17 protein-coding genes are annotated in these 20,743 nt (G+C 72.2%); 4 read left to right on the plus strand and 13 right to left on the minus strand.

Features of this window, described 5'->3' with window-relative positions; translation table 11 throughout:
• Nucleotides 1-110 precede the first annotated feature (110 nt).
• Both ACGFNH_RS31470 and ACGFNH_RS31475 read right to left on the minus strand, forming a co-directional pair.
• Nucleotides 111-1,220: an AI-2E family transporter gene (locus ACGFNH_RS31470; protein WP_393659637.1), complete on the minus strand. Its 1,110-nt coding sequence runs from the start codon at nt 1,218-1,220 to the stop codon at nt 111-113.
• 116 nt (nt 1,221-1,336) lie between these two features.
• The gene (locus tag ACGFNH_RS31475; RefSeq protein ID WP_393659600.1) at nt 1,337-1,531 is read right to left on the minus strand and encodes a DUF3046 domain-containing protein; all 195 of its coding nucleotides are present in this window, start codon (nt 1,529-1,531) and stop codon (nt 1,337-1,339) included.
• 77 nt (nt 1,532-1,608) lie between these two features.
• Here ACGFNH_RS31475 and ACGFNH_RS31480 point away from each other — a divergent pair, with 77 nt between their 5' ends.
• Nucleotides 1,609-2,568 (plus strand): hypothetical protein, encoded by a 960-nt coding sequence (locus ACGFNH_RS31480; RefSeq protein WP_393659602.1) that lies wholly within the window; start codon nt 1,609-1,611, stop codon nt 2,566-2,568.
• A gap of 57 nt (nt 2,569-2,625) precedes the next feature.
• Here the strand turns inward: ACGFNH_RS31480 and ACGFNH_RS31485 are convergent, their stop codons facing one another.
• The 3 genes from ACGFNH_RS31485 to ACGFNH_RS31495 form a co-directional block, all read right to left on the minus strand.
• Complete coding sequence (locus tag ACGFNH_RS31485) at nt 2,626-2,937, minus strand: AzlD domain-containing protein (RefSeq protein ID WP_393659603.1); 312 nt, start codon at nt 2,935-2,937, stop codon at nt 2,626-2,628.
• Entirely contained in the window at nt 2,934-3,698 is a 765-nt protein-coding gene (locus ACGFNH_RS31490; protein ID WP_393659638.1) for an AzlC family ABC transporter permease, read from the minus strand. Before ACGFNH_RS31490 ends, ACGFNH_RS31485 begins: the two co-directional genes overlap by 4 nt.
• 118 nt (nt 3,699-3,816) lie before the next feature.
• Nucleotides 3,817-4,713, minus strand: a complete 897-nt coding sequence (locus ACGFNH_RS31495) for an AraC family ligand binding domain-containing protein (RefSeq protein ID WP_393659605.1) — start codon at nt 4,711-4,713, stop codon at nt 3,817-3,819.
• Between the two features lie 104 nt (nt 4,714-4,817).
• Between ACGFNH_RS31495 and ACGFNH_RS31500 the strand changes: the two genes are divergently transcribed.
• The 3 genes from ACGFNH_RS31500 to ACGFNH_RS31510 all read left to right on the plus strand — a co-directional run bounded on the left by ACGFNH_RS31500 (nt 4,818) and on the right by ACGFNH_RS31510 (nt 11,511).
• Nucleotides 4,818-9,554 carry an ATP-dependent helicase gene (locus ACGFNH_RS31500; protein WP_393659607.1) on the plus strand — a complete coding sequence of 1,579 codons (4,737 nt, stop codon included), beginning with the start codon at nt 4,818-4,820 and terminating at the stop codon, nt 9,552-9,554.
• A 299-nt stretch (nt 9,555-9,853) separates the two neighbouring features.
• On the plus strand, nt 9,854-10,702 hold the full coding sequence (locus tag ACGFNH_RS31505) for a DNA-formamidopyrimidine glycosylase family protein (protein WP_393659609.1): 849 nt from the start codon (nt 9,854-9,856) through the stop codon (nt 10,700-10,702).
• A gap of 32 nt (nt 10,703-10,734) precedes the next feature.
• Nucleotides 10,735-11,511 carry an SDR family NAD(P)-dependent oxidoreductase gene (locus ACGFNH_RS31510; protein WP_393659611.1) on the plus strand — a complete coding sequence of 259 codons (777 nt, stop codon included), beginning with the start codon at nt 10,735-10,737 and terminating at the stop codon, nt 11,509-11,511.
• Nucleotides 11,512-12,029: 518 nt separating this feature from the next.
• On the opposite strand, the gene ACGFNH_RS31515 is transcribed toward ACGFNH_RS31510, so the two are convergent.
• From ACGFNH_RS31515 to ACGFNH_RS31550, 8 genes are all read right to left on the minus strand, one after another.
• Nucleotides 12,030-12,500, minus strand: a complete 471-nt coding sequence (locus ACGFNH_RS31515) for a Dps family protein (protein ID WP_393659613.1) — start codon at nt 12,498-12,500, stop codon at nt 12,030-12,032.
• A 252-nt stretch (nt 12,501-12,752) separates the two neighbouring features.
• Nucleotides 12,753-13,136: a helix-turn-helix domain-containing protein gene (locus ACGFNH_RS31520; RefSeq protein WP_393659615.1), complete on the minus strand. Its 384-nt coding sequence runs from the start codon at nt 13,134-13,136 to the stop codon at nt 12,753-12,755.
• Nucleotides 13,137-13,245: 109 nt separating this feature from the next.
• Nucleotides 13,246-13,776, minus strand: coding sequence for a CinA family protein (locus ACGFNH_RS31525; RefSeq protein WP_393659617.1), 531 nt, complete (start codon nt 13,774-13,776; stop codon nt 13,246-13,248).
• Nucleotides 13,773-14,474: a CDP-diacylglycerol--glycerol-3-phosphate 3-phosphatidyltransferase gene (gene pgsA / locus ACGFNH_RS31530; protein WP_393659619.1), complete on the minus strand. Its 702-nt coding sequence runs from the start codon at nt 14,472-14,474 to the stop codon at nt 13,773-13,775. The genes ACGFNH_RS31525 and pgsA overlap by 4 nt, the downstream gene beginning before the upstream one ends.
• Nucleotides 14,471-15,979, minus strand: coding sequence for a 30S ribosomal protein S12 methylthiotransferase RimO (gene rimO, locus ACGFNH_RS31535; RefSeq protein WP_393659621.1), 1,509 nt, complete (start codon nt 15,977-15,979; stop codon nt 14,471-14,473). The genes pgsA and rimO overlap by 4 nt, the downstream gene beginning before the upstream one ends.
• Before the next feature lie 73 nt (nt 15,980-16,052).
• A complete protein-coding gene (locus ACGFNH_RS31540) occupies nt 16,053-16,874 on the minus strand; it encodes a helix-turn-helix domain-containing protein (RefSeq protein ID WP_393659623.1) in 822 nt (273 codons plus the stop codon).
• Nucleotides 16,875-17,064: 190 nt separating this feature from the next.
• Nucleotides 17,065-19,845, minus strand: a complete 2,781-nt coding sequence (locus tag ACGFNH_RS31545) for a DNA translocase FtsK (RefSeq protein WP_393659625.1) — start codon at nt 19,843-19,845, stop codon at nt 17,065-17,067.
• A gap of 159 nt (nt 19,846-20,004) precedes the next feature.
• Entirely contained in the window at nt 20,005-20,685 is a 681-nt protein-coding gene (locus ACGFNH_RS31550) for a two-component system response regulator (RefSeq protein ID WP_393659627.1), read from the minus strand.
• Between the last annotated feature and the right edge of the window lie 58 nt (nt 20,686-20,743).

A 20,743-nucleotide genomic window follows, 5' to 3' on the forward strand; every position in this document is an offset into this window, starting at 1 on the left:
CGCTTCACGTCCACGACGCTAGCGCCTGGCACTGACAATGCGCCCGGGCGTCGTCCTGCCTGTGGAAAACCGGGCTGGACCACCATGAGAATGGATGTTCGATTTTGGTGTCAACCGCGCCACGCCTGGCGGATCTTCGCCAGCGCCGGGGCGATGGTGCGGCGCCGCGGGCGCCCCTGCACCCGCGGGTCGTCGGTGACCTCGTACCGCCGCACGTACACGCTCAGGAACGCCTGCAGCGTCGCCGTCGCCGGGATGGCGATCAGCGCGCCGACCGCGCCCAGCAGCGCCGTGCCCGCGATCACCGAGCCGAAGGCCACGGCCGGGTGGATGTCCACGGTCCGAGCGGTGATGCGCGGCTGCAGCAGGTAGTTCTCGAACTGCTGGTAGACCACGACGAAACACAGCACCCACAGCGCGTACCAGGGGTTGACCGTGAAGGCCAGCAGCATCGGCAGCGCACCCGCGAGATAGGTGCCGATGGTCGGGATGAACTGGGAGACCACGCCGACCCAGCACGCCAGTGCCGGCGCGTACGGGACACCGAGGAACTCCAGCAGCACGTAGTGCGCGACACCGGAGATCAGGGCCATCAGCCCGCGCGAGTAGAGGTACCCGCCGGTCTTGGCGACCGCGATCTCCCAGGCGCGCAGCACCTCCGTCTGCCGGGTCGGCGGCAGCACCGAGCACAGCGCGCGGCGCAGCCGCGGCCCGTCGGCGGCGAAGTAGAAGGAGAAGAGCAGCACGGTCAGGACCCGGAAGAGCCCGCCGAGCACGGTGGTGGAGATGTCCAGCACGCCCGTGGCGCTGTTCTGCACGTACTTCTTCAGCCAGTCCGAGCGGAGCAGGCTGTCCTGGATCTCGACCCGGGACAGGTTCGTCCTGAAGGACTCGTTGATCCACCGGATCACCGAGTCCAGGTACTGCGGGAAGTGCTCCACCATCGTCACGATCTGCCCGGCGAGCATCGAGCCGAGCAGGATGAAGAACCCGGCGAAGAAGCCGATCACGCCGAGGAAGACCAGCATGGTGGCCAGCCCTCGCCGCACCCCGCGCGCGGCCATGCGGTCCACGGCGGGTTCCACGGCGAGCGCCAGGAAGAACGCTATGAGGATGTTGACCAGGAGTCCGATGAGCTGGTGAAAGGCCCAGTTCGCCAACTGGAAGCAGGCGAGGAGGGCCAGGGCCAGCACCATGGCGCGGGGCAGCCAGCGCGGCATCCGCTCGCGGGGCGCCGGCGCCCCGCCGGGTCTTCCCGCGTCGAGGGCACCGCCCCGAGCGTCCTCGCGGGCCGCTTCGTCCGTCGCATCCATCGGGCCAGTGTGACCCACCGCGGTCACCTTTGGTCCGCGGGGATGTCCATGGCGGCGCACACTCCGCGCCAGACCTCCTTCGCGTTCCACCCGGCGGCCAGTGCCTCGTGCACGGTCCTGCCCCCCAGTTCCGACATCACATGATCACGCGCGAAGGAGTCGGCGTAGCCCTCACCGAAGTGGGTCGCCATTCGCTGCCAGAAGGCCGTCAACCGCATGCGCCCAGTATCCCGCTCAGGGATTGCAGCCTCGCGCTCCCCGGGAACCCGGCGCGCTTTCGCCATACGGTCGGGACATGGCCCGATCCGGAACCCCTCTCGCCCGAGCCGAGCACTTCGTCTGGCTGACCGCGCGCGTGCTCGAGCAGCGCACCTTCGCGTACCACTTCCTCCCCGGCGCCCCCGGCGTCTCCGGGGAGGCGGACCGCTCCCCGGCGGCCGACGCCGTGGAGACGGCGCTGGACGCCTACCGCAACAGCGACGGCGGCTACGGCCACGCGCTGGAGCCCGACTTGCGCGGTCCCGTCAGCCAGCCGCTGCACACCGCGCACGCGCTGCGTGTCCTCGACGCCATCGGCCGGTGCGGCGGACAGCGGATCGAGCGGATCTGCCGCTATCTGACGACGATCTCCACCGAGGACGGCGCACTGCCCGCGATCGACCCGTCCCTGCGCGGCTACCCGGCCGCCCCCTGGATCCCGGTCGTCGGCAACCCGCCGAGCGACCTCCTGGCGACCGGCCCCGTGGTGGGAATGCTGCACCGCAACGAGGTGTGGCACGCCTGGCTCTTCCGGGCCACCGACTTCTGCTGGGCGGCCGTCGAGTCGCTGGAGAAGTCCCACCCGTACGAGGTCATGGCCGCGGTCGCCTTCCTGGACGGCGTCCCGGACCGCCCCCGCGCCGAGGCCGCCGCGGAGCGGCTCGGGCGGCTGGTGCGCGAACAGGGCCTGGTGGTCCTGGATCCGGAGGGGGCCGGTGACCACCCGCTGCCCGAGGGCTACGGCCCGGGCGAGCACCACTACGCGTACGACTTCGCGCGCACGCCCGGCTCGCTGGCCCGCCGGTGGTTCTCGGACGCGGAGATGGAGCGGTCCCTGGACTTTCTGGCGGCCCGGCAGGAGGAGGACGGCGGCTGGCCCATCCGCTGGCGCGCCTGGGCGCCCGGCACGGCCCTGGAGTGCCGGCCCATGGTGACCGTCGACGCGCTGCTGGCGCTCCGCGCCCACGGGCGGCCGGTCCACGACGGATCCGCGTAACCGACCGCGGACCCGCTGCCCCGGCGTGCGGGTCTCTCCTGGCGTACGGGCGACCGGCTACCCGCCGAGCGCCCGTACGCCCGCGGTGATCAGTACCGCGACGGCGACGACCACCAGGAAGGGGGCGCGCAGCACCAGCGCGACCGCCGCACCCGCGAGCCCCGCAGCGCGGGCGTCGATCACCAGCGTCCGATCGTCGCCGCCGACCGTCTGGATGGCGATCAGCGCAGCGAGCAGGGCGACGGGGATCAGGGCGGCGAGCTGCTTGACGCGGGGCCGCTCCAAGGCACCGGCGGGCACCGAGAGTCCCAGCAGCTTGACCAGGTAGCAGCCGACGACGGTGGCGCCGATGGCGATCCAGACGGTCATCGCTCCCCCTCCCCGTCCGTGCCCATGCTGTCCGTGTCCGTGTCCGTGCCCGAGCGCCGCGCGCGGAGGCCGTGGAGGGCGAGGACCGTGGGCGCGGCGAGCGCCGACAGCAGCACCGGCACACCGGCTGGCAGCAGCGGGTGGCACACCAGGGCGAACACCACGGCCACCCCTGCCACCGCACGTTCCAGCGTCGTCCGCAGCATGGGCGCGAGCAGCGCGAGGAAGACGGCGGGACCCGCCGCGTCCAGCCCCCAGGCGTCGGGGTCCCCCAGGGCGGAGGCCCCGAGCGCCCCGAGCAGGGTGGTGAGGTTCCACAGCACGTAGATGCTCAGCCCGGTGACCGTGAAGCCGATCCGGGCGCTGCGCCGGTCCGGCTGAGCGAGGGTCACCACCGTGGTCTCGTCGATGACCCAGTGGGCGGCCAGGGGGCGGACCGCGCGCGGGATGCGGAGGATCTGGGACAGCCGTAGCCCATAGAAGGCGTTGCGCACGCCCAGGAAGAAGGCGCCGGCGGCCGCGGTGAGCGGGTTGCCGCCCGCGGCGATCGCCCCGACCAGCGCGAACTGGGATGCGCCCGTGAAGACCAGCAGGCTCAGCGCACAGGTCTGCAGCAGGGTCAGTCCCGCGCCCGCCGATGTCACGCCGAAGGCGAAACCGGAGAGCCCGACGGCGACGCCGACACCGAGGGCGTCGCGTACCACGGCGGTGTCGGAGCGCCCGGGGGACGGGGCGGCTTCCGGGTCCTGGGGTTTCCGGATGTCCGCCTCCCTGTCGTGCGGGGCTGCCCTGTCCTGAGGGGCCGCCTTTCCTTCCTGGGGGTCCGCTTCCCGGTCCTGGGGGCGTATCGGAGTTCGTTCTCGTGCCACGCCCCGCACGCTACGAACAGGAGCCGGATCGGGTCTTGTACGTTCTTGCGTCCGCGACGACGGCCTGCTCGGGGGCCGCACCGCGGGTCCGTGCCCGCTCGAGCCGGTACGCTCCCGGCGGCACGCCCACGATCCGGCTGAAGTGCCGGTTCAGGTGGGGCTGGTCGGTGAAGCCGACCGTGACGGCGGCCTCTGCGGGGGCGGTGCCCGCGTCGAGCAGATGCCGGGCCCGGCGCACCCGCGCGTCGGTGAGCCAGTTGTGCGGCGGCATCCCGTACAGGTCGCGGAAGGCCCGCAGCAACGCGAACGGGCCGGTGCCCAGCTCGGCGGCGAGCTTCTCCAGGGAGGGCGGGTCGGCCATCCGCTGCTCCAGGATCGCCCGGGCGCGCTCGGCGTTCCGCGCGCCCGCGGTACGCGCCACGCGCTCCGGAAGCGGGCCGCCGTTCTCCCGCAGCAGCCGGGCGACGGCGACCTTGAGCAGGGTGTCCGCCGCGAGCGCGTTGCCCTCCTCGGCGGCCCGGTGCACCTCCGTCACCAAGTGGCAGACGTACGGGTCGTCGACGACGGCGGAGGCGAAGCCCGCGGTACCACGGATCGAGGTGGTCTCGGCGGCGATGGCGGCGACCGTCCGCGGCTCCGGGTAGAGCACCGAGTACGTCCATCCCTCCGGGACCCCGGCCTGCCCGGTGTGCGGGGTGTCGGGGTTCACCAGCGCCAGCCCGCCGACCCCGGCCCGCTCCAGGGTGCCGCCGCACCGGAAGGACTCGACGCCCTGGGTGATCGCCGCGATGACGAAGGCGTCGTGGGTGTGCCGGACGAACGTCTTGTGCACGTACCGCGCCTTCAGCAGGTCCACGCCGGGCAGCTCCGGGTACTGCCAGTGCCGCGCGCTCTCCTGCCTCGCCATACCGCCATTGTGCAGCGGCCGGGTGCATCGCCGGCCCGCGGCCCGGAGCACCGCTGACCTGCGGCCCGGGTTCGTTGTCAGTGGCCGGGTGCACGATGGGGAACATGTCGGACGATGCGGCGTCGGCCCTCGACGCGTTCTCTCCCGCGACCCGGGCCTGGTTCACGGGGGCCTTCAGCGCGCCCACGCCCGCACAGACCGGCGCGTGGCGGGCCATCGACGAGGGCTCGGACGTTCTGGTGGTCGCCCCGACCGGCTCCGGCAAAACTCTGGCCGCCTTCCTCTCCGCCCTGGACGGGCTGACCGGCACGCCCCCGCCCGCCGACACCAAGAAGCGCTGCCGCGTGCTGTACGTCTCCCCCCTCAAGGCCCTCGCGGTGGACGTCGAGCGCAATCTGCGCAGCCCGCTCACCGGCATCCGGCACGAGGCCGTCCGGCTCGGGCTGCCGGAGCCGGAGGTGCGGGTCGGCATCCGCTCCGGCGACACCCCGGCAGCCGAGCGCCGCGCGCTGGCGAACCGGCCGCCGGACATCCTGATCACCACCCCCGAGTCCCTCTTCCTGATGCTCACCTCCGCAACCCGTGAGGCGCTGACCGGGGTCGAGACGGTGATCATCGACGAGGTGCACGCCGTCGCGGGCACGAAGCGGGGCGCCCACCTGGCGCTGTCGCTTGAGCGGCTGGACGAACTGCTGGACCGCCCGGCCCGGCGCATCGGCCTCTCGGCGACCGTGCGTCCGGTCGACGAGGTGGCCCGCTATCTGTCGCCCCAGCGCACGGCCAAGGTCGTCCAACCTCCGTCCGGCAAGGAGTTCGACCTGTCGGTGGTCGTGCCCGTGGAGGACCTGGCCGAGCTGGGTGCCTCCCCCGCCAGCGAGCCGGAGAGCGGGTCGGGGGCCGACAAACCGTCGATCTGGCCCCATGTGGAGGAGCGGATCGCCGACCTCGTCCAGGCCCACCGCTCCACGATCGTCTTCGCCAACTCCCGCCGCATCGCGGAGCGGTTGTGCAACCGGCTCAACGAGATCGCCTACGAGCGCGCGACCGGCGAGCCCGCCCCCGAACACCACTCCCCCGCCGAGCTGATGGGCGGTTCGGGCGCCGCCAAGGGGAGCCCGGCCGTCATGGCGCGGGCCCACCACGGTTCGGTGTCCAAGGAGCAGCGGGCGCTGGTCGAGGAGGACCTCAAGGCGGGGCGCCTGCCCGCCGTTGTCGCCACCTCCAGCCTGGAGTTGGGCATCGACATGGGCGCGGTCGACCTGGTCGTCCAGGTCGAGTCGCCGCCGTCCGTCGCCTCCGGGCTGCAGCGCGTGGGCCGCGCCGGCCACCAGGTTGGCGCGGTCTCCACCGGCGTGGTCTTCCCCAAGTACCGCGGTGACCTGGTGCAGGCGGCCGTCGTCACCGAGCGGATGCGCAGCGGTGCCATCGAGGCCCTGCGCGTACCGGCCAATCCTCTGGACGTTCTGGCCCAGCAGATCGTGGCCATGACGTCGATGGACACCTGGGACGTGGACGAGCTGCTCGGGACGGTCCGCAGGGCGGCCCCCTTCGCTTCGCTCCCGGAGTCCGCCTACACCGCGGTCCTGGACATGCTGGCCGGCCGGTATCCCTCGGACGCCTTCGCCGAGCTGCGTCCCCGGCTCGTATGGGACCGGGTGGCCGGCACGGTCTCCGGCCGCCCGGGCGCCCAGCGGCTCGCCGTCACCTCCGGCGGCACGATTCCCGACCGCGGCCTCTTCGGCGTCTTCCTGGCGGGAGCCGACCCGAAGAAGGGCGGCGGCAGGGTCGGCGAGCTCGACGAGGAGATGGTCTACGAATCGCGGGTCGGCGACGTCTTCACCCTCGGCACCACCTCGTGGCGCATCGAGGACATCACGCGCGACCGTGTCCTGGTCTCCCCCGCGCCCGGAGTGCCGGGGCGGCTGCCCTTCTGGAAGGGCGACCAGCTCGGCCGTCCGCTCGAACTGGGCCGTGCCCTGGGCGCGTTCCTCCGCGAGATCGGCGGCCTGGCGGAGGACGACGCCCGCCTGCGGCTGGTGGCCGCTGGTCTGGATGCCTGGGCCGCGAACAATGTGCTGGCGTATCTCAAGGAGCAGCGCGAGGCGTGCGGACACGTCCCCGACGACCGCACGATCGTCGTGGAGCGGTTCCGCGACGAGCTGGGCGACTGGCGGGTCGTCGTCCACTCCCCGTTCGGCGCGCAGGTGCACGCCCCCTGGGCCCTGGCCCTCGGCGCGCGGCTCTCCGAGCGCTACGGCATGGACGCCCAGGTCATGCACGCGGACGACGGCATCGTCCTGCGTCTGCCCGACGCGGACCTGATGGGGCTGGACCTCCTCGACATGGAGACGGACCCGGCCCACCGGGGGCGGGAGTTCGAGTCCGAGCAGTCCCCGGTGGGTGCGGCGGACGTGGCCTTCGAGAAGGGCGAGATCGACCAGGTCGTCACCGACCAGGTGGGGTCATCGGCCCTTTTCGCCTCGCGCTTCCGCGAGTGCGCGGCCCGCGCCCTGCTGCTGCCGCGCCGCAACCCCGGCAAGCGCACCCCGCTGTGGCAGCAGCGCCGGCGAGCCGCCCAACTGCTCGAGGTCGCCTCGGAGTTCGGTTCGTTCCCCATCGTCCTGGAGGCCGTGCGCGAATGCCTGCAGGACGTCTTCGACGTCCCCGGCCTCACCGAGCTGATGGGCGACATCGAAGCCCGTAAGGTCCGTCTGGTCGAGGTCACGACACCGGAGCCCTCCCCGTTCGCCCGCTCCCTGCTCTTCGGTTACGTCGCCCAGTTCCTGTACGAGGGTGACTCCCCGCTCGCCGAGCGGCGGGCCGCCGCGCTCTCGCTGGACTCCCGGCTCCTGGCCGAACTGCTCGGCCAGGCCGAGCTGCGGGAGCTGCTCGACGCCGACGTGCTGACCGAGCTGGAGCGCGAGCTGCAATGGCTCACCGAGGACCGCCGTATCAAGGATGTGGAGAGCCTCGCCGACGCCCTGCGTGTCCTCGGCCCGCTCACCGACGCCGAGTTGACCGAGCGCGGTGCCACGCCCGAGTGGGCGCGGGAGCTGGGCGCGGCCCGCCGCGCCATCCAGGTGCGCATCGCGGGCGCCGACCACTGGGCGGCCGTCGAGGACGCCGGCCGGCTGAGGGACGCACTGGGCACGGCGCTCCCCGTCGGGGTACCGGAAGCCTTCACCGAACCGGTCAAGGACCCGCTCGGCGACCTCCTTGCCCGCTACGCCCGCACGCACGGCCCCTTCACCTCGGCCGACCCGGCCACACGCTTCGGCATCGGCGTCGCCGTCACGGACGGTGCGCTGCACCGGCTGGCTGCCGCAGGCCGCGTCGTCCAGGGCGAGTTCCACCCCGCCGGCATCGGCCAGGAATGGTGCGACACCACGGTGCTCCGCCGACTGCGGCGCCGCTCCCTGGCCGCCCTCCGCCAGGAGATGGAGCCCGTACCGCCGCCGGCGCTGGCCTCCTTCCTGCCGCAGTGGCAGCACGTCGGCACCCACGGCCTGCGCGGCATCGACGGTCTGGTGCGCGCGGTCGAGCAGCTCCAGGGGGCCCCCGTACCGGCCTCCGCCCTGGAGAAGCTGGTCCTGCCGTCCCGCGTGACCGGCTACGGACCGGCCATGCTCGACGAGCTGACCGCCTCCGGTGACGTCGTCTGGGCGGGCGCGGGGGCCCTGCCCGGCAAGGACGGCTGGGTGTCGCTGTTCCTCGCCGACACCGCCCCCTTGCTGCTGCCACCACCGCATCCGCTGGAGACGGGCCCGCTCCACCAAGCGGTGCTCGACGGCCTCTCCGGTGGCTACGGCCTGTTCTTCCGCCAGATCGCAGACCAGGTGCGCGGGGAGCACCCCGAGGCCACCGATCCTCAACTCGCCGACGCCGTATGGGATCTGGCCTGGTCCGGCCGGCTCACCAACGACACCCTGTCCCCCCTGCGTTCCCTCCTCGGCTCCGGCCGCACCGCCGGCGCCACCGCGCACCGGGCGAAGCGGTCGGTGCCCCGCGGGCGGTACGGCAGCCTCACCGCCTCCCTCAGCCCCCGTACGGTCCGGGGCACCGCCTCCCGCAACGGGCCGCCGACCGTGGCCGGCCGCTGGTCGCTGCTGACCCAGCGCGAGACCGATCCCACCCGGCGCGCACATGCCCTCGCCCACACCCTCCTGGACCGGCACGGTGTGGTGACCCGCGGTGCGGTGTCGGCGGAAGGAGTCGAGGGCGGCTTCTCCGCCGCCTACCGCGTGCTGTCCGCCTTCGAGGAGACGGGCCAGGCTCGGCGCGGCTATGTCGTCGAAGGGCTCGGGGCGGCGCAGTTCGCGATGGACGGCGCGGTCGACCGGCTGCGCGCCGTTGCCACCGCGCGCGACCGCGCAGTGGCGGACACCCCCACCAACGATTTCGGGTTCCCCCGCCGCGACGGGCACGGCAGCCGCGAGTCCGCAGCAGTCGTCCTGGCCGCCGCCGACCCGGCCAACGCCTATGGCGCGGCGCTCCCCTGGCCCGAGCCACCGGCCGGCGCCGGCCACAAGCCGGGCCGCAAGGCGGGCGCCCTGGTGGTGCTCGTGGGCGGCGACCTGGTGCTGTACGTGGAGCGCGGCGGCAAGACCCTGCTCGCCTGGCCGGGCGGTGAGGAAACGGAGAGCGCGGAGAGCCCGGAGGCGGACGCCCGGCTGCACACGGCGGCCGAGGCCCTGGCGGGTGCGGCCCGCGACGGTGCGCTCGGCACCGTCACCGTCGAGCGCGCCAACGGCTCCCCCGCTCTCTCCTCCCCGATCGGCCGCGCCCTCGAAGCGGCGGGCTTCCACGCCACCCCGCGGGGTCTCCGCCTGCGCCCGGCCTGACCCGGCCCCGCCACGGCCCCTGCGCTACGGGGACGGCCGCGCCGGTGCAGAGCCTCCCGCGATCTCATGACGGGGGTGCTCGTCACCTCATGACGGGGGTGCTCGTCACCCGTTGCAGGCCGCCCGCGCCCTCACGCCGGGGGTACTCCTCCCCCATTGCGGGCCCACGCCCTCACGCCGGGGCCGCCCGTCACCGGAGCGGTCGCGGGCCGGAGGCAGCGACTGCATGAGGCGCCCTGAGACGCGTACGGCCCTCTGCCCGGCAGCAGTACGCGCCACCACAGCGGCATCATGGCTGCATGCCCGAAGGAGACACCGTGTGGCTGACCGCCCGCAGGCTGCACGAAGCGCTCGCAGGCCGGCGCCTCCTGCGCTCCGATCTGCGCGTGCCCAAGCTCGCGACCGTCGACCTCTCCGGCCGGGACGTGACCGAGGTGGTCCCCCGCGGCAAGCATCTGCTCACCCGGATCGAGGGCGGGCTCACGCTCCACTCCCATCTGCGGATGGACGGCGCCTGGCACCTCTACGCCACCGGCGAGCGCTGGCGCGGCGGGCCCGATCACCAGATCCGCGCCGTCCTCGCGACCACCGACCGCGCCGCCGTCGGCTACCGACTCCCCGTCCTCGGGCTGATCCGCACCGCCGACGAGAGCAGTGTCGTCGGCCACCTCGGCCCGGACCTGCTCGGCCCCGACTGGGACGCCGACGAAGCTCTGCGCAGGCTGCTCGCCTCCCCCGCCCGCCCTCTCGGCGAGGCCCTCCTGGACCAGCGCAACCTCGCCGGCATCGGCAATGTCTACAAGTCCGAGCTGTGCTTCATGGCCGGCTGCACCCCCTGGCTGCCCGTTTCCGAGGTCCCCGCCCCCGATCGTCTCGTCGCCCTCGCTCACCGACTCCTGGAAGCCAACAAGACGCGGATCGCGCGCGCCACGACCGCCGTCGACCGCCGCGATCAGCGCCTGTGGGTCTACGGCAGGGCGGGCCGCCCCTGCCGCCGGTGCGGGACGGCCGTACGCTCCGCCGACCAGGGCGACCCGGGCCAGGAGCGCAGCACGTACTGGTGCCCGGCGTGCCAGTCCGGACCGGACCCGTCCGCCTCCCGCGCCCCTGGCCCGTCCGCCTTCCGCGGCCGCCCGCACACTGATTGACGGTCCGTCAGAAATGCTCGTACCGTCGGGCCATGACTCTCACGGCGCACGACCTCTCCGGGCGCTCGGCCTTCGTCACCGGCGCCGCGAGCGGCATAGGCCGCGCAACCGCCGTCCTCCTCGCCGCCTCGGGTGCGCACGTCCACTGTGCCGACCTCGACGAGCAGGGGGTGCGGGATACCACGGAGCGGATCATCGCCGAGGGCGGAACGGCCCGGGCCCATCCGCTCGACGTGACCGACAGCACGCGACTCGCGGACGCCGTCGCCGAGGCGGCCTCCACCGGCGGCGGGCTGCACATCATGGCCGCGATCGCCGGCGTCATGCACAGCAGCCCGGTCCTGGAGACCACGGACGCCGACCTCGACCGCGTCCTGGCCGTCAATTTCAAAGGCGTTCTCTACGCCTGCCGGGAAGCGGCCCGCTCCATGATCGCGACCGGCACACCGGGTTCCATCGTCACCATGGCCTCCGGGGCCGTCGACACCGGCGCCCCGGGACTCCTCTGCTACAGCGCCGCCAAGGCCGCCGTCGTCCAGCTGACCAGGACCCTCGCCTCCGAGGTCGGCCGGCACGGCATCCGCGTCAACGCGGTGGCTCCCGGGTGGATCCGCACCCCCATGACCGAGCGGCACGACGCCGAGGCCCAGCACCGGGCCGAGCAGACCATGATCCGCGCATCCCCCCTGGGACGGGTCGGCGCCCCGGAGGACGTCGCCCACGCCGTGCTTCATCTGGCGTCGGACGCCTCGTCGTTCACGACCGGTCAGATCCTCCGCCCGAACGGCGGCGTCGCCATGCCGTGGTAGTCCTCGCATCCCCACTCGCCCGCATGCGGCGGACCATCCGCATCGACCGGACTCTCCGCAGGGAGATCCGCACCCGCCCCGCCCGCGCCTCGGATGCCGGGACGCAGTGGACGGGCAGCAGGCTCAATCCCCAGCCCCCCGCGGCGATCGTCACCTCCAGCGGCCCCGCCTCACCGGGCAGCGCGGCCAGACGGACCACGGCCCAGCACCACACCCCCGCGAGCACCGGCCCGACCACCCATCGCGCGGCGGAGAAGCCGGCCGGCGTACGGCCGGGTATTCGGCCCGGACGGGCGACCGCGGTACGAGCCGGGCGACCCAGCACCCGTATTCGTACCGGTCGCTCCCGGTCCCCGACCTCGCGTCGCGCCATGGTTCCTTCCTCCGGCGCGACGCTCGTCGGCCGGTTCCCCCGTACGGGGGACGGCGGCGCGGAGACCGTAAGGCGCGCCCCTCGGCCGGTCGCGGTCCCACCGCATCCGGCCCGGGGCGCGCCCCGGCTCGGCCGCAGCCTCGGTTCAGGCGTTCTCCGCCTGGAACATCCACCTGTGCTTCTCGAGATCCGCGGTGAGCCCGATGAAGAGGTCCTGGCTCACGGGATCCGGGTGTTCGGTCGCGTCGATCCGCTCCCGCATCCGGACGATCAGAACTCCGAGGGCGGTGGCGAGCGTGCGTACCGCGTCGTCGTCCTTGATCCATCCGTCGTGGGCAGGGTCGATGCCGCTGCTCTTGGCGACCGTGTCGGCCCGCCCGTCGGGGGAGACACCGAGGGCTGACGCCCGCTCGGCCACAGTGTCGGCGTACTGGCGGGCGGTGGCGACCACGTCGTCCAGCTGCAGGTGCACGGAGCGGAAGCGCGGACCCACGACGTTCCAGTGGACCTGCTTCGCCACCAGGCCGAGATCCACGAGGTCGACCAGTGCTCCTTGGAGGGCGTCACCCACGATCTTGAGGTCTTCGTCACGCAGCGGGCTCTTGACGACAGACATCAGGTTCCTCCTGATTCCTTCAGATTTGTCGCAATGCTCTTCTCAACGATCGCATACCCGCCTCGCACAGGGCATGCCGGAGCGGAGCGCACATCCGGGCCCCGTCCGACGGGAAGTCCCCGGCCCGTGGACGGGAAGTCGGGGTCTGCGGAGGCCTGCACCGGGAAAGCGGCGAGCCCCGGATGGCGCATGCCATCCGGGGCTCGGTGAAGCTGGTTCCGCAGATTCCGCGGACGAGGAAGTGCCGGGTTGTCAGGCCGCTACGACGTCCACAGCCTCGGCAGGAGCCTTGATCGTGACGCGCTCCTCCGGCACACCCGTCACCGAGGTCACGGTGACCGGGTTGAACATCGGTCGCATCGGTGCCGGCACCGTCTCGCTCGCGGCCGCGGACTCCGCCAGCTCGGCCAGCGACAGCTCGTCGCTCACCTCACGCATGACTTGGGACATCCGCACGTCCAAGGCGTCGCAGATCGCGGAGAGCAGTTCGGAGGACGCCTCCTTCTGCCCCCTCTCGACCTCCGAGAGATAGCCGAGAGAGACCCGTGCCGACGAAGACACCTCACGCAGGGTCCGGCCCTGGCGCTGGCGCTGCCGACGGAGCACGTCACCCAGCAGGCGACGGAGCAGAATCATCGGTGGCTCCCTCCTCGGGCCTCGGATCCGGATCCTTCTCGCCCCACCGTACCGCCTCGGACCGCGGCCGTGCGGGGAGCGATGACGTGTTCACTCAGGGCTGCAAACATCAATTCCCCCCGCTCTGTTCCGTATCCTGTGCCCGCACATTTTCGATCAGTTCCCCCAGAAGCAGCTCCAGAGCCGCTTCAACGCTTCTGGAGCGGATACCCGCTCGATCCCCGTCGAGTCCCAGTTCCCGCGCGCGTGCGGCGCCCGAGGGCCCCGCCACGGCGACGTACACCCTGCCGACCGGCTTCCCGTCCTGGCTGTCCGGACCGGCAACACCGGTGGTTCCCACACCCCAGTCCGCACCCAGGAGCCGTCGTACGCCCGCCGCCATCTGCCCGGCGACCACGGGGTCGACGGCACCGCGCTCGGCCAGCAGCGCACCGTCCACCGCCAGCAGGTCCTGCTTCACCCCGGTCGCGTACGCGGTCACCGAGCCCACGAAGGCCTTCGAAGCGCCGGGGGGCGTGGTCAGCTCCGCGGCGACCAGGCCGCCCGTCAGGGACTCGGCGACCGCGACCGTCTCGCCGCGGTCCACGAGCCGTGCCAGCACGTCGGCGGCCAGTGTTCCGCCGCCGTTCGCGCCGTTCATCGTCCGGAGCCCCCGGTGACCCCGGCAGCCTCCGCGGCCCGCGCGCGCTCGGCGGCCAGCCCCGCACGCCGCAGCACGACGGCCTGGCGTACATAGTCCAGCCCGGTCACGACGGTCAGCACCACGGCCACCGCCATGACCCAGAAGCGCAGGGTGGCCAGCGGCCCGGTCAGCGCCAGGACGTACATCCCGACGGCGGTGCCCTGGGCGAGGGTCTTCAGCTTCCCGCCCCGGCTCGCCGGGATGACGCCATGCCTGATCACCCAGAAGCGCATCAGCGTGATCCCGAGTTCGCGGAAGAGGATCACGCCCGTGACCCACCAGGGCAGGTCGCCCAGAGCGGAGAGGCAGATCAGCGCGGTACCCATGATCGCCTTGTCCGCTATGGGGTCGGCGATCTTCCCGAAGTCGGTGACGAGGTTGTAGCGGCGGGCGAGGTGACCGTCGAAGAGGTCGGTGATCATGGCGACCGCGAACGCCGCCCAGGCGAATGACCGCCAGGCCGGGTCGTAGCCGCCGTTGTGCAGCAGCAACAAGACGAACCCGGGCACAAGGAGCAGCCGGATCATGGTGAGGATGTTGGCGATGTTCCACAGTCCGGCCTGGGGAACCTGGGGAACCGTAGGCGTGCTCACCGAGCCGCCGCGGACCGGCGCGCGGCCGTGACCGCCCGCTGCGGACGCGGGGACTCCGCTCATGTGCCCGCCTCCTCGCCCGGACACTCGCCGCCGGCCAGCGGCTCGGCCACGAGATCCACGCCCTCCGTCGCCACCACCTTGGCCTCGACCATACGGCCGGGGGCCAGGCCCCGGGAGTCCGTGAGCAGCACCTGGCCGTCGGTCTCCGGGGCCTGGTGGGCTCCGCGACCCGCGGCTCCCTCCGAGATCTCCGGGTCCTCGCCCACGGTCTCGACGAGCACCTCGACGGTCTCTCCGAGGCGCTCCTCCGCACGCTGTGCGGTCAGCTCCTCCGCGAGCCGCGAGATGTGCGCCAGCCGTTCGGCGACGACGTCCTCGGGCAGCTTGTTCTCGTATCCGGCGGCCTCGGTGCCGTCCTCGTCGGAGTACCCGAAGATTCCGATGGCATCCAGCCGCGCATGGGTCAGGAACCTCTCGAGCTCCGCCAGGTCCTGCTCCGTCTCGCCGGGGAAGCCGACGATGAAGTTGGACCGGGCTCCGGCCTGCGGAGCCTTGGCCCGGATCCCCTCCAGCAGTTCCAGGAAGCGGTCGGTGTCACCGAAGCGCCGCATCGCGCGCAGCACGCCGGGCGCCGAGTGCTGGAAGGACAGGTCGAAGTACGGGGCGACCTTGGGCGTCGAGGTCAGGACGTCGACGAGCCCCGGTCGCATCTCCGCCGGCTGCAGGTAGGAGACCCGGATGCGCTCGATGCCGTCCACGTCCGCCAGCTCGGGCAGCAGGGTCTCCAGCAGCCGGATGTCCCCGAGGTCCTTGCCGTACGAGGTGTTGTTCTCGGAGACGAGCATGACCTCCTTGACGCCCTGCTCCGCCAGCCACCGCGTCTCGGTGAGCACATCGGAGGGACGGCGGGAGATGAACGACCCGCGGAAGGCCGGGATCGCGCAGAACGAGCAGCGGCGGTCGCATCCGGAGGCCAGCTTCACGGAGGCGACGGGACCGGTTCCCAGGCGGCGCCGCAGCGGCGCCCGAGGTCCCGAGGCGGGCGCCACGCCCTCGGGCAGGTCCTCCGGCGCCTCGGGGAGGTCGCCGTGTCCGGGCAGCGCCACCGTGGCGCTCTGCCGCTCCGCCGGGCTGATGGGGAGCAGCTTGCGCCGGTCGCGCGGGGTGTGCGAGGCGTGCACGCCTCCGGAGAGGATGGTCTGCAGGCGGTCGGAGATGTCCGCGTAGTCGTCGAAGCCGAGCACACCGTCGGCTTCGGGCAGCGCATCGGCCAGCTCCTTGCCGTACCGCTCCGCCATGCAGCCGACGGCGACCACCGCCTGCGTACGGCCCCCGCCTTCGGCGGTCTTGAGGTCGTTGGCCTCGAGGAGTGCGTCGACCGAATCCTTCTTCGCGGCCTCGACGAACCCGCACGTGTTGACGACGGCGACATCGGCGTCGGATGCGTCCTGGACGAGGTGCCAACCGTCCGCCGCGAGACGGCCCGCGAGTTCCTCCGAGTCCACCTCGTTCCGGGCGCAGCCGAGGGTGACGAGGGCGACGGTGCGGCGTTCGGGCTCGGGCATGAGCTCAGCCTACTTCGTCCCGGCGGCGCGCTCCGCTGCCAGGGTTCGGCCGCCCGCCCGCGCGGGCTCCGGCTCAGCCCGCCGCAGGGTCTCCCTTGGTGTAGCTCAGCCGCTCGACCTGACCGTTCTCGAAGCGGTTGTCGATCTTCTTGCCGTTGACGAACAACTCCATGACGCCGGCGTTGCCGAGGATGACGTCGATTTGCTTCTTGTCGGTGAAGGTCTTGGAGTGGCCGCGCTTGAGTGTGCCCTCGTGCAGCAGACGCCCGTTGTGGTCCTTGGCCGAGATCCAGCTCGAACCGTCCTGGGCGGTGAGCTTGACGGTCACCTTGTCGGCCGGGGCCGCCGCGATCGCACTGTCCGAGGGGTCCGGCTTCCGGTCGGCGGGCTGTTTCTTGCCGGGCGACGCCTTGGGCTTCTTCGAGGGGGTGTCGCTCGCGACGGAACGGTTGCCGCTCTCGTCGTCACCGCTGAACAGGGTGAAACCCACGAACGCGACGACGGCGACGATGGCCGCGACCATGGCCGCGGTCCAGTTGGGGCGCCGCGGCTCGGGCTTGATCCGCTCCGCCTCGAACAGCGGCGCCGCCGGGGTCGGCGAGGGCCGGCCGCCGTGCTCGGCGTCGTACTGCCCGACGAGCGGGTCAGGATCGATGCCTACGGCGCGTGCGAGCGCACGGATGTGCCCGCGGGCATAGACGTCGCCACCGCACCGGGTGAAGTCGTCCTCTTCGATGGAATGGACGATGGGGATGCGCACCCGTGTGCTGGCGCTGATCTCGTCGACGGTCAGTCCGGCGTCGACACGGGCCTGCTGCAGAGCTCGACCGACGGAAGGCCGGTCGTCTTCTTCGACGGAAGGACGGTCGTCTGCGGGGGAGTTGCCGATGGACACGGGGGCGCCTTTCGAGCGTGTAGCCACCTGCTGGATGTTCAGTCTAGGGGTGGTACGAAAGGGTGGGGCAACCGGGGAGACGGAGTTTGTACGCCATCAGAACGGCCTCACCGCTCTACGATCCCCTACCCGCTCATCCATCCCAAGAACTTGACGTATCGGCAGCGGAAACGGTTGCCTGCCGACCCTCTTACGGGTGAGTCTCCCCCCGGATCACGGCCAGCACTCCGTCCAATTCATCCGGCTTGACGAGCACATCGCGTGCTTTGGACCCTTCGCTGGGCCCCACGACACCTCGCGATTCCATCAGATCCATCAGCCGGCCGGCCTTGGCGAACCCCACCCTCAGCTTCCGCTGAAGCATCGAGGTCGATCCGAACTGGGTGGAGACCACCAGTTCGGCCGCCTGGCAGAGCAGGTCGAGATCGTCGCCGATCTCCTCGTCGACCTCCTTCTTCTTCGCCGTCCCCACCGTGACGTCCTCCCGGAAGACGGGCGTCATCTGGTCCTTGCAGTGGCCGACGACAGCCGCGATCTCGGCCTCGGTGACGAAGGCGCCCTGCATACGGACGGGTTTGTTGGCGCCCATGGGCAGGAAGAGCCCGTCGCCCTTGCCGATGAGCTTCTCGGCCCCCGGCTGGTCGAGGATGACCCGGCTGTCGGCGAGCGAGGAGGTCGCGAACGCCAGCCGCGAGGGCACGTTCGCCTTGATGAGGCCGGTGACGACATCGACGCTCGGCCGCTGGGTGGCCAGGACCAGATGGATTCCGGCGGCCCGCGCCAGCTGGGTGATCCGGACGATCGCGTCCTCGACGTCGCGCGGCGCGACCATCATGAGGTCGGCGAGCTCATCGACGATCACCAGCAGGTACGGGTACGGGGACAGCTCGCGCTCGCTGCCCTCCGGCGGCTTGACCTTGCCGTTGCGGACGGCGGTGTTGAAGTCGTCGATGTGCCGGAACCCGTACGCGGCCAGGTCGTCGTATCGCAGGTCCATCTCGCGGACGACCCACTGCAGCGCCTCGGCGGCGCGCTTGGGGTTGGTGATGATCGGCGTGATGAGGTGCGGGATGCCCTCGTAGGCGGTCAGCTCGACGCGCTTGGGGTCGACCAGCACCATCCGCACGTCCTCCGGTGTCGCGCGCACCATGATCGAGGTGATGAGGCAGTTGATGCAGGAGGACTTGCCGGAACCGGTCGCGCCGGCGACCAGGACGTGCGGCATCTTGGCGAGGTCGGCCATGACGTAGCCGCCCTCGACGTCCTTGCCGAGTGCGACCAGCATCGGGTGCTCATCGCCCGCGGAATCCGCCAGACGGAGTACGTCGCCGAGGTTGACCATCTCGCGGTCGGTGTTCGGGATCTCGATGCCGACCGCCGACTTGCCCGGGATGGGGCTGATGATCCGGACGTCGGGGCTGGCGACGGCGTACGCGATGTTCTTGGTGAGGGCCGTGATGCGCTCGACCTTCACCGCCGGGCCGAGCTCGACCTCGTAACGGGTGACGGTCGGACCGCGGGTGAACCCGGTGACGGCCGCGTCGACCTTGAACTCCTCGAACACCCGGGAGAGCGAGGCCACGACCGCGTCGTTGGCCGCGCTGCGCGTCTTGCCCGGGCCACCGCGCTCGAGCAGGTCGAGCGAGGGCAGCGCGTACGTGATGTCCCCCGAGAGCTGGAGCTGCTCGGCGCGGGGCGGGAGGGGCTCGGAGGACCGGTGGGAGGACTTGGTCAGGTCCGGCACGCTGCCGGACGTCCGGGCCGTCCTGCCCTCCGGAGCGTCCGCCGGGGCCTCGGCGTCACGCGCGGCGGGGACGGAGGAGTCCGTGACCCGTTCGGCCGCGATGCCGTGGCTGAGCCCGGCGACCACCGGGGAGGGGTGCACGCCGTGCAGCACCGCCCCGTCGAGCGCGGCCGCAGCCGCTGCCGCCACGTCCACTGCGTCCATGTCCCGGCCGTCCGCGGACTGCGCGACAGCGGGCCGGGAGCCCTTGCGGCCCCTCCTGCGCTTGGTCAGTGCCTCTTGCTCGGCCCGCTCCGGGTCTGGGTCGCCGGCGGAGGAGGCGGCCCGCGCGCCGCCCTGCCGCGACCGGCGTGCGGTCGTCTGCCGCCACTCGTCGGCGTACGCGTCGTCCTCGTCGTCCCCGTACTCCGCGGTCTCGTCGTCCCCGCCGTCGTTCACCAGGCCGAGCTTCACCCCGAGCAGCCGCAGCCGCTGCGGGATCGCATTGACCGGCGTCGCGGTCACCACCAGCAGACCGAAGACCGCCAGCAGCACCATCAGCGCCACTGCCAGCGCCTCGCCGACGATGAAGGTCAGGGGCCGGGAGACGGTCCAGCCGATCAGCCCGCCCGCGTCCCGTACCGCTTCCGTGCCCTCGCCGCGCCCGGGCGACCCGCACGCCATATGGACCAGGCCGAGCCCTCCGACGACCAGCGCGGAGAGCCCGATGACGATCCGTCCGTTGGCCTCGGGCTTCTCCGGGTGCCGGATGAGGCGTACGGCGACGGCGCCGAGCAGCAGCGGCACCACGAGGTCCAGCCGGCCGAACGCACCGGTCACCAGCATCTCGACGAGGTCGCCGACCGGGCCCTGCAGATTGGACCAGGTGCCGGCCGCGACCACGAGCGCCAGGCCGAGCAGCAGCAGCGCCAGCCCGTCCTTGCGGTGCGCCGGGTCGAGGCCCTTGGTGCTGCGGCCTATCCCCCGGAACGTCGCGCCCACCGTGTGCGCCAGGCCGAGCCAGAGGGCTCGGACGAGCCGGTAGATGCCGCCGGTGAGAGACGGCGCGGGCCGCGGAGCGGTCTTCTTCGCCGCCGGCTTCCGGGCCGGAGCCTTCGTCGCGGCGGTCTTCTTCGCGGGTGGCTTCCTGCCTGCCGTCTTCTTCGCGGCACCTCCGCTACGGCCAGCGCGCGGGCTCGAGTTGCCCCGGGTGCTCTGGGAACCCTTGCCGGACGTACGTGAGGCCATGGCGCCGAGGTTACCGTGCGGGACCCCTGGGGCACCTGTGCCCCGGCATTAGCCCGTACGTGTCGTTTCCGGATTGATGCGATGGTGACACAACGTCAATCCGGAATTGACGCCTCCGGACATGTCGGGCGAATGCGCCGAGCGGAGAGCCGCCCCCGGTCAACTCTGCGAGGGCAGCGGAGAGGCTCCGCTCCCCGCACCAGGCTCCAGCGCGTCCAACGCCCGCCGCAGCCCCGTGAGTTTGCGCTCCAGATGGGCGGCGGTGGCGACGGCGGCCGCATCGGCGGAGTCGTCCAACTGCTTTGACAGCGCCTCGGCCTGCTCCTCGACGGCCGCAAGCCGGGCGGACAGCTCGGCCAGCAGCCCGGCAGGCTCCTTGGCCGCCTCCGGGTCCGGCCTCCCGTTGCCTTCCAACTGCAGCCGGAGCAGGGCCGCCTGCTCGCGAAGCTGGCAGTTCTTCATGTAGAGCTCGACGAAGACCGAGACCTTCGCGCGCAGCACCCAGGGGTCGAACGGCTTGGAGATGTAGTCCACCGCGCCCGCCGCATATCCGCGGAAGGTGTGGTGCGGACCGTGGTTGATGGCCGTCAGGAAGATGATCGGGATGTCCCGCGTCCGCTCACGCCGCTTGATGTGCGCCGCGGTCTCGAACCCGTCCATGCCCGGCATCTGGACATCCAGCAGGATCACCGCGAAGTCATCGGTCAGCAGCGCTTTGAGCGCTTCCTCCCCTGACGATGCCCGCACCAGGGTCTGATCGAGCGCGGAGAGAATGGCCTCCAGCGCCAGCAGATTCTCCGGCCGGTCATCGACCAGGAGGATCTTGGCCTTCTGCACCATGGCCCGCCCTCCTCGCCCCGGCATGGGGCCGCCCCTGTCCACAGGACTCGGGGAAGCA

The organism is Streptomyces sp. NPDC048639 (assembly GCF_043199075.1).
Classification (GTDB): Bacteria; Actinomycetota; Actinomycetes; order Streptomycetales; family Streptomycetaceae; genus Streptomyces.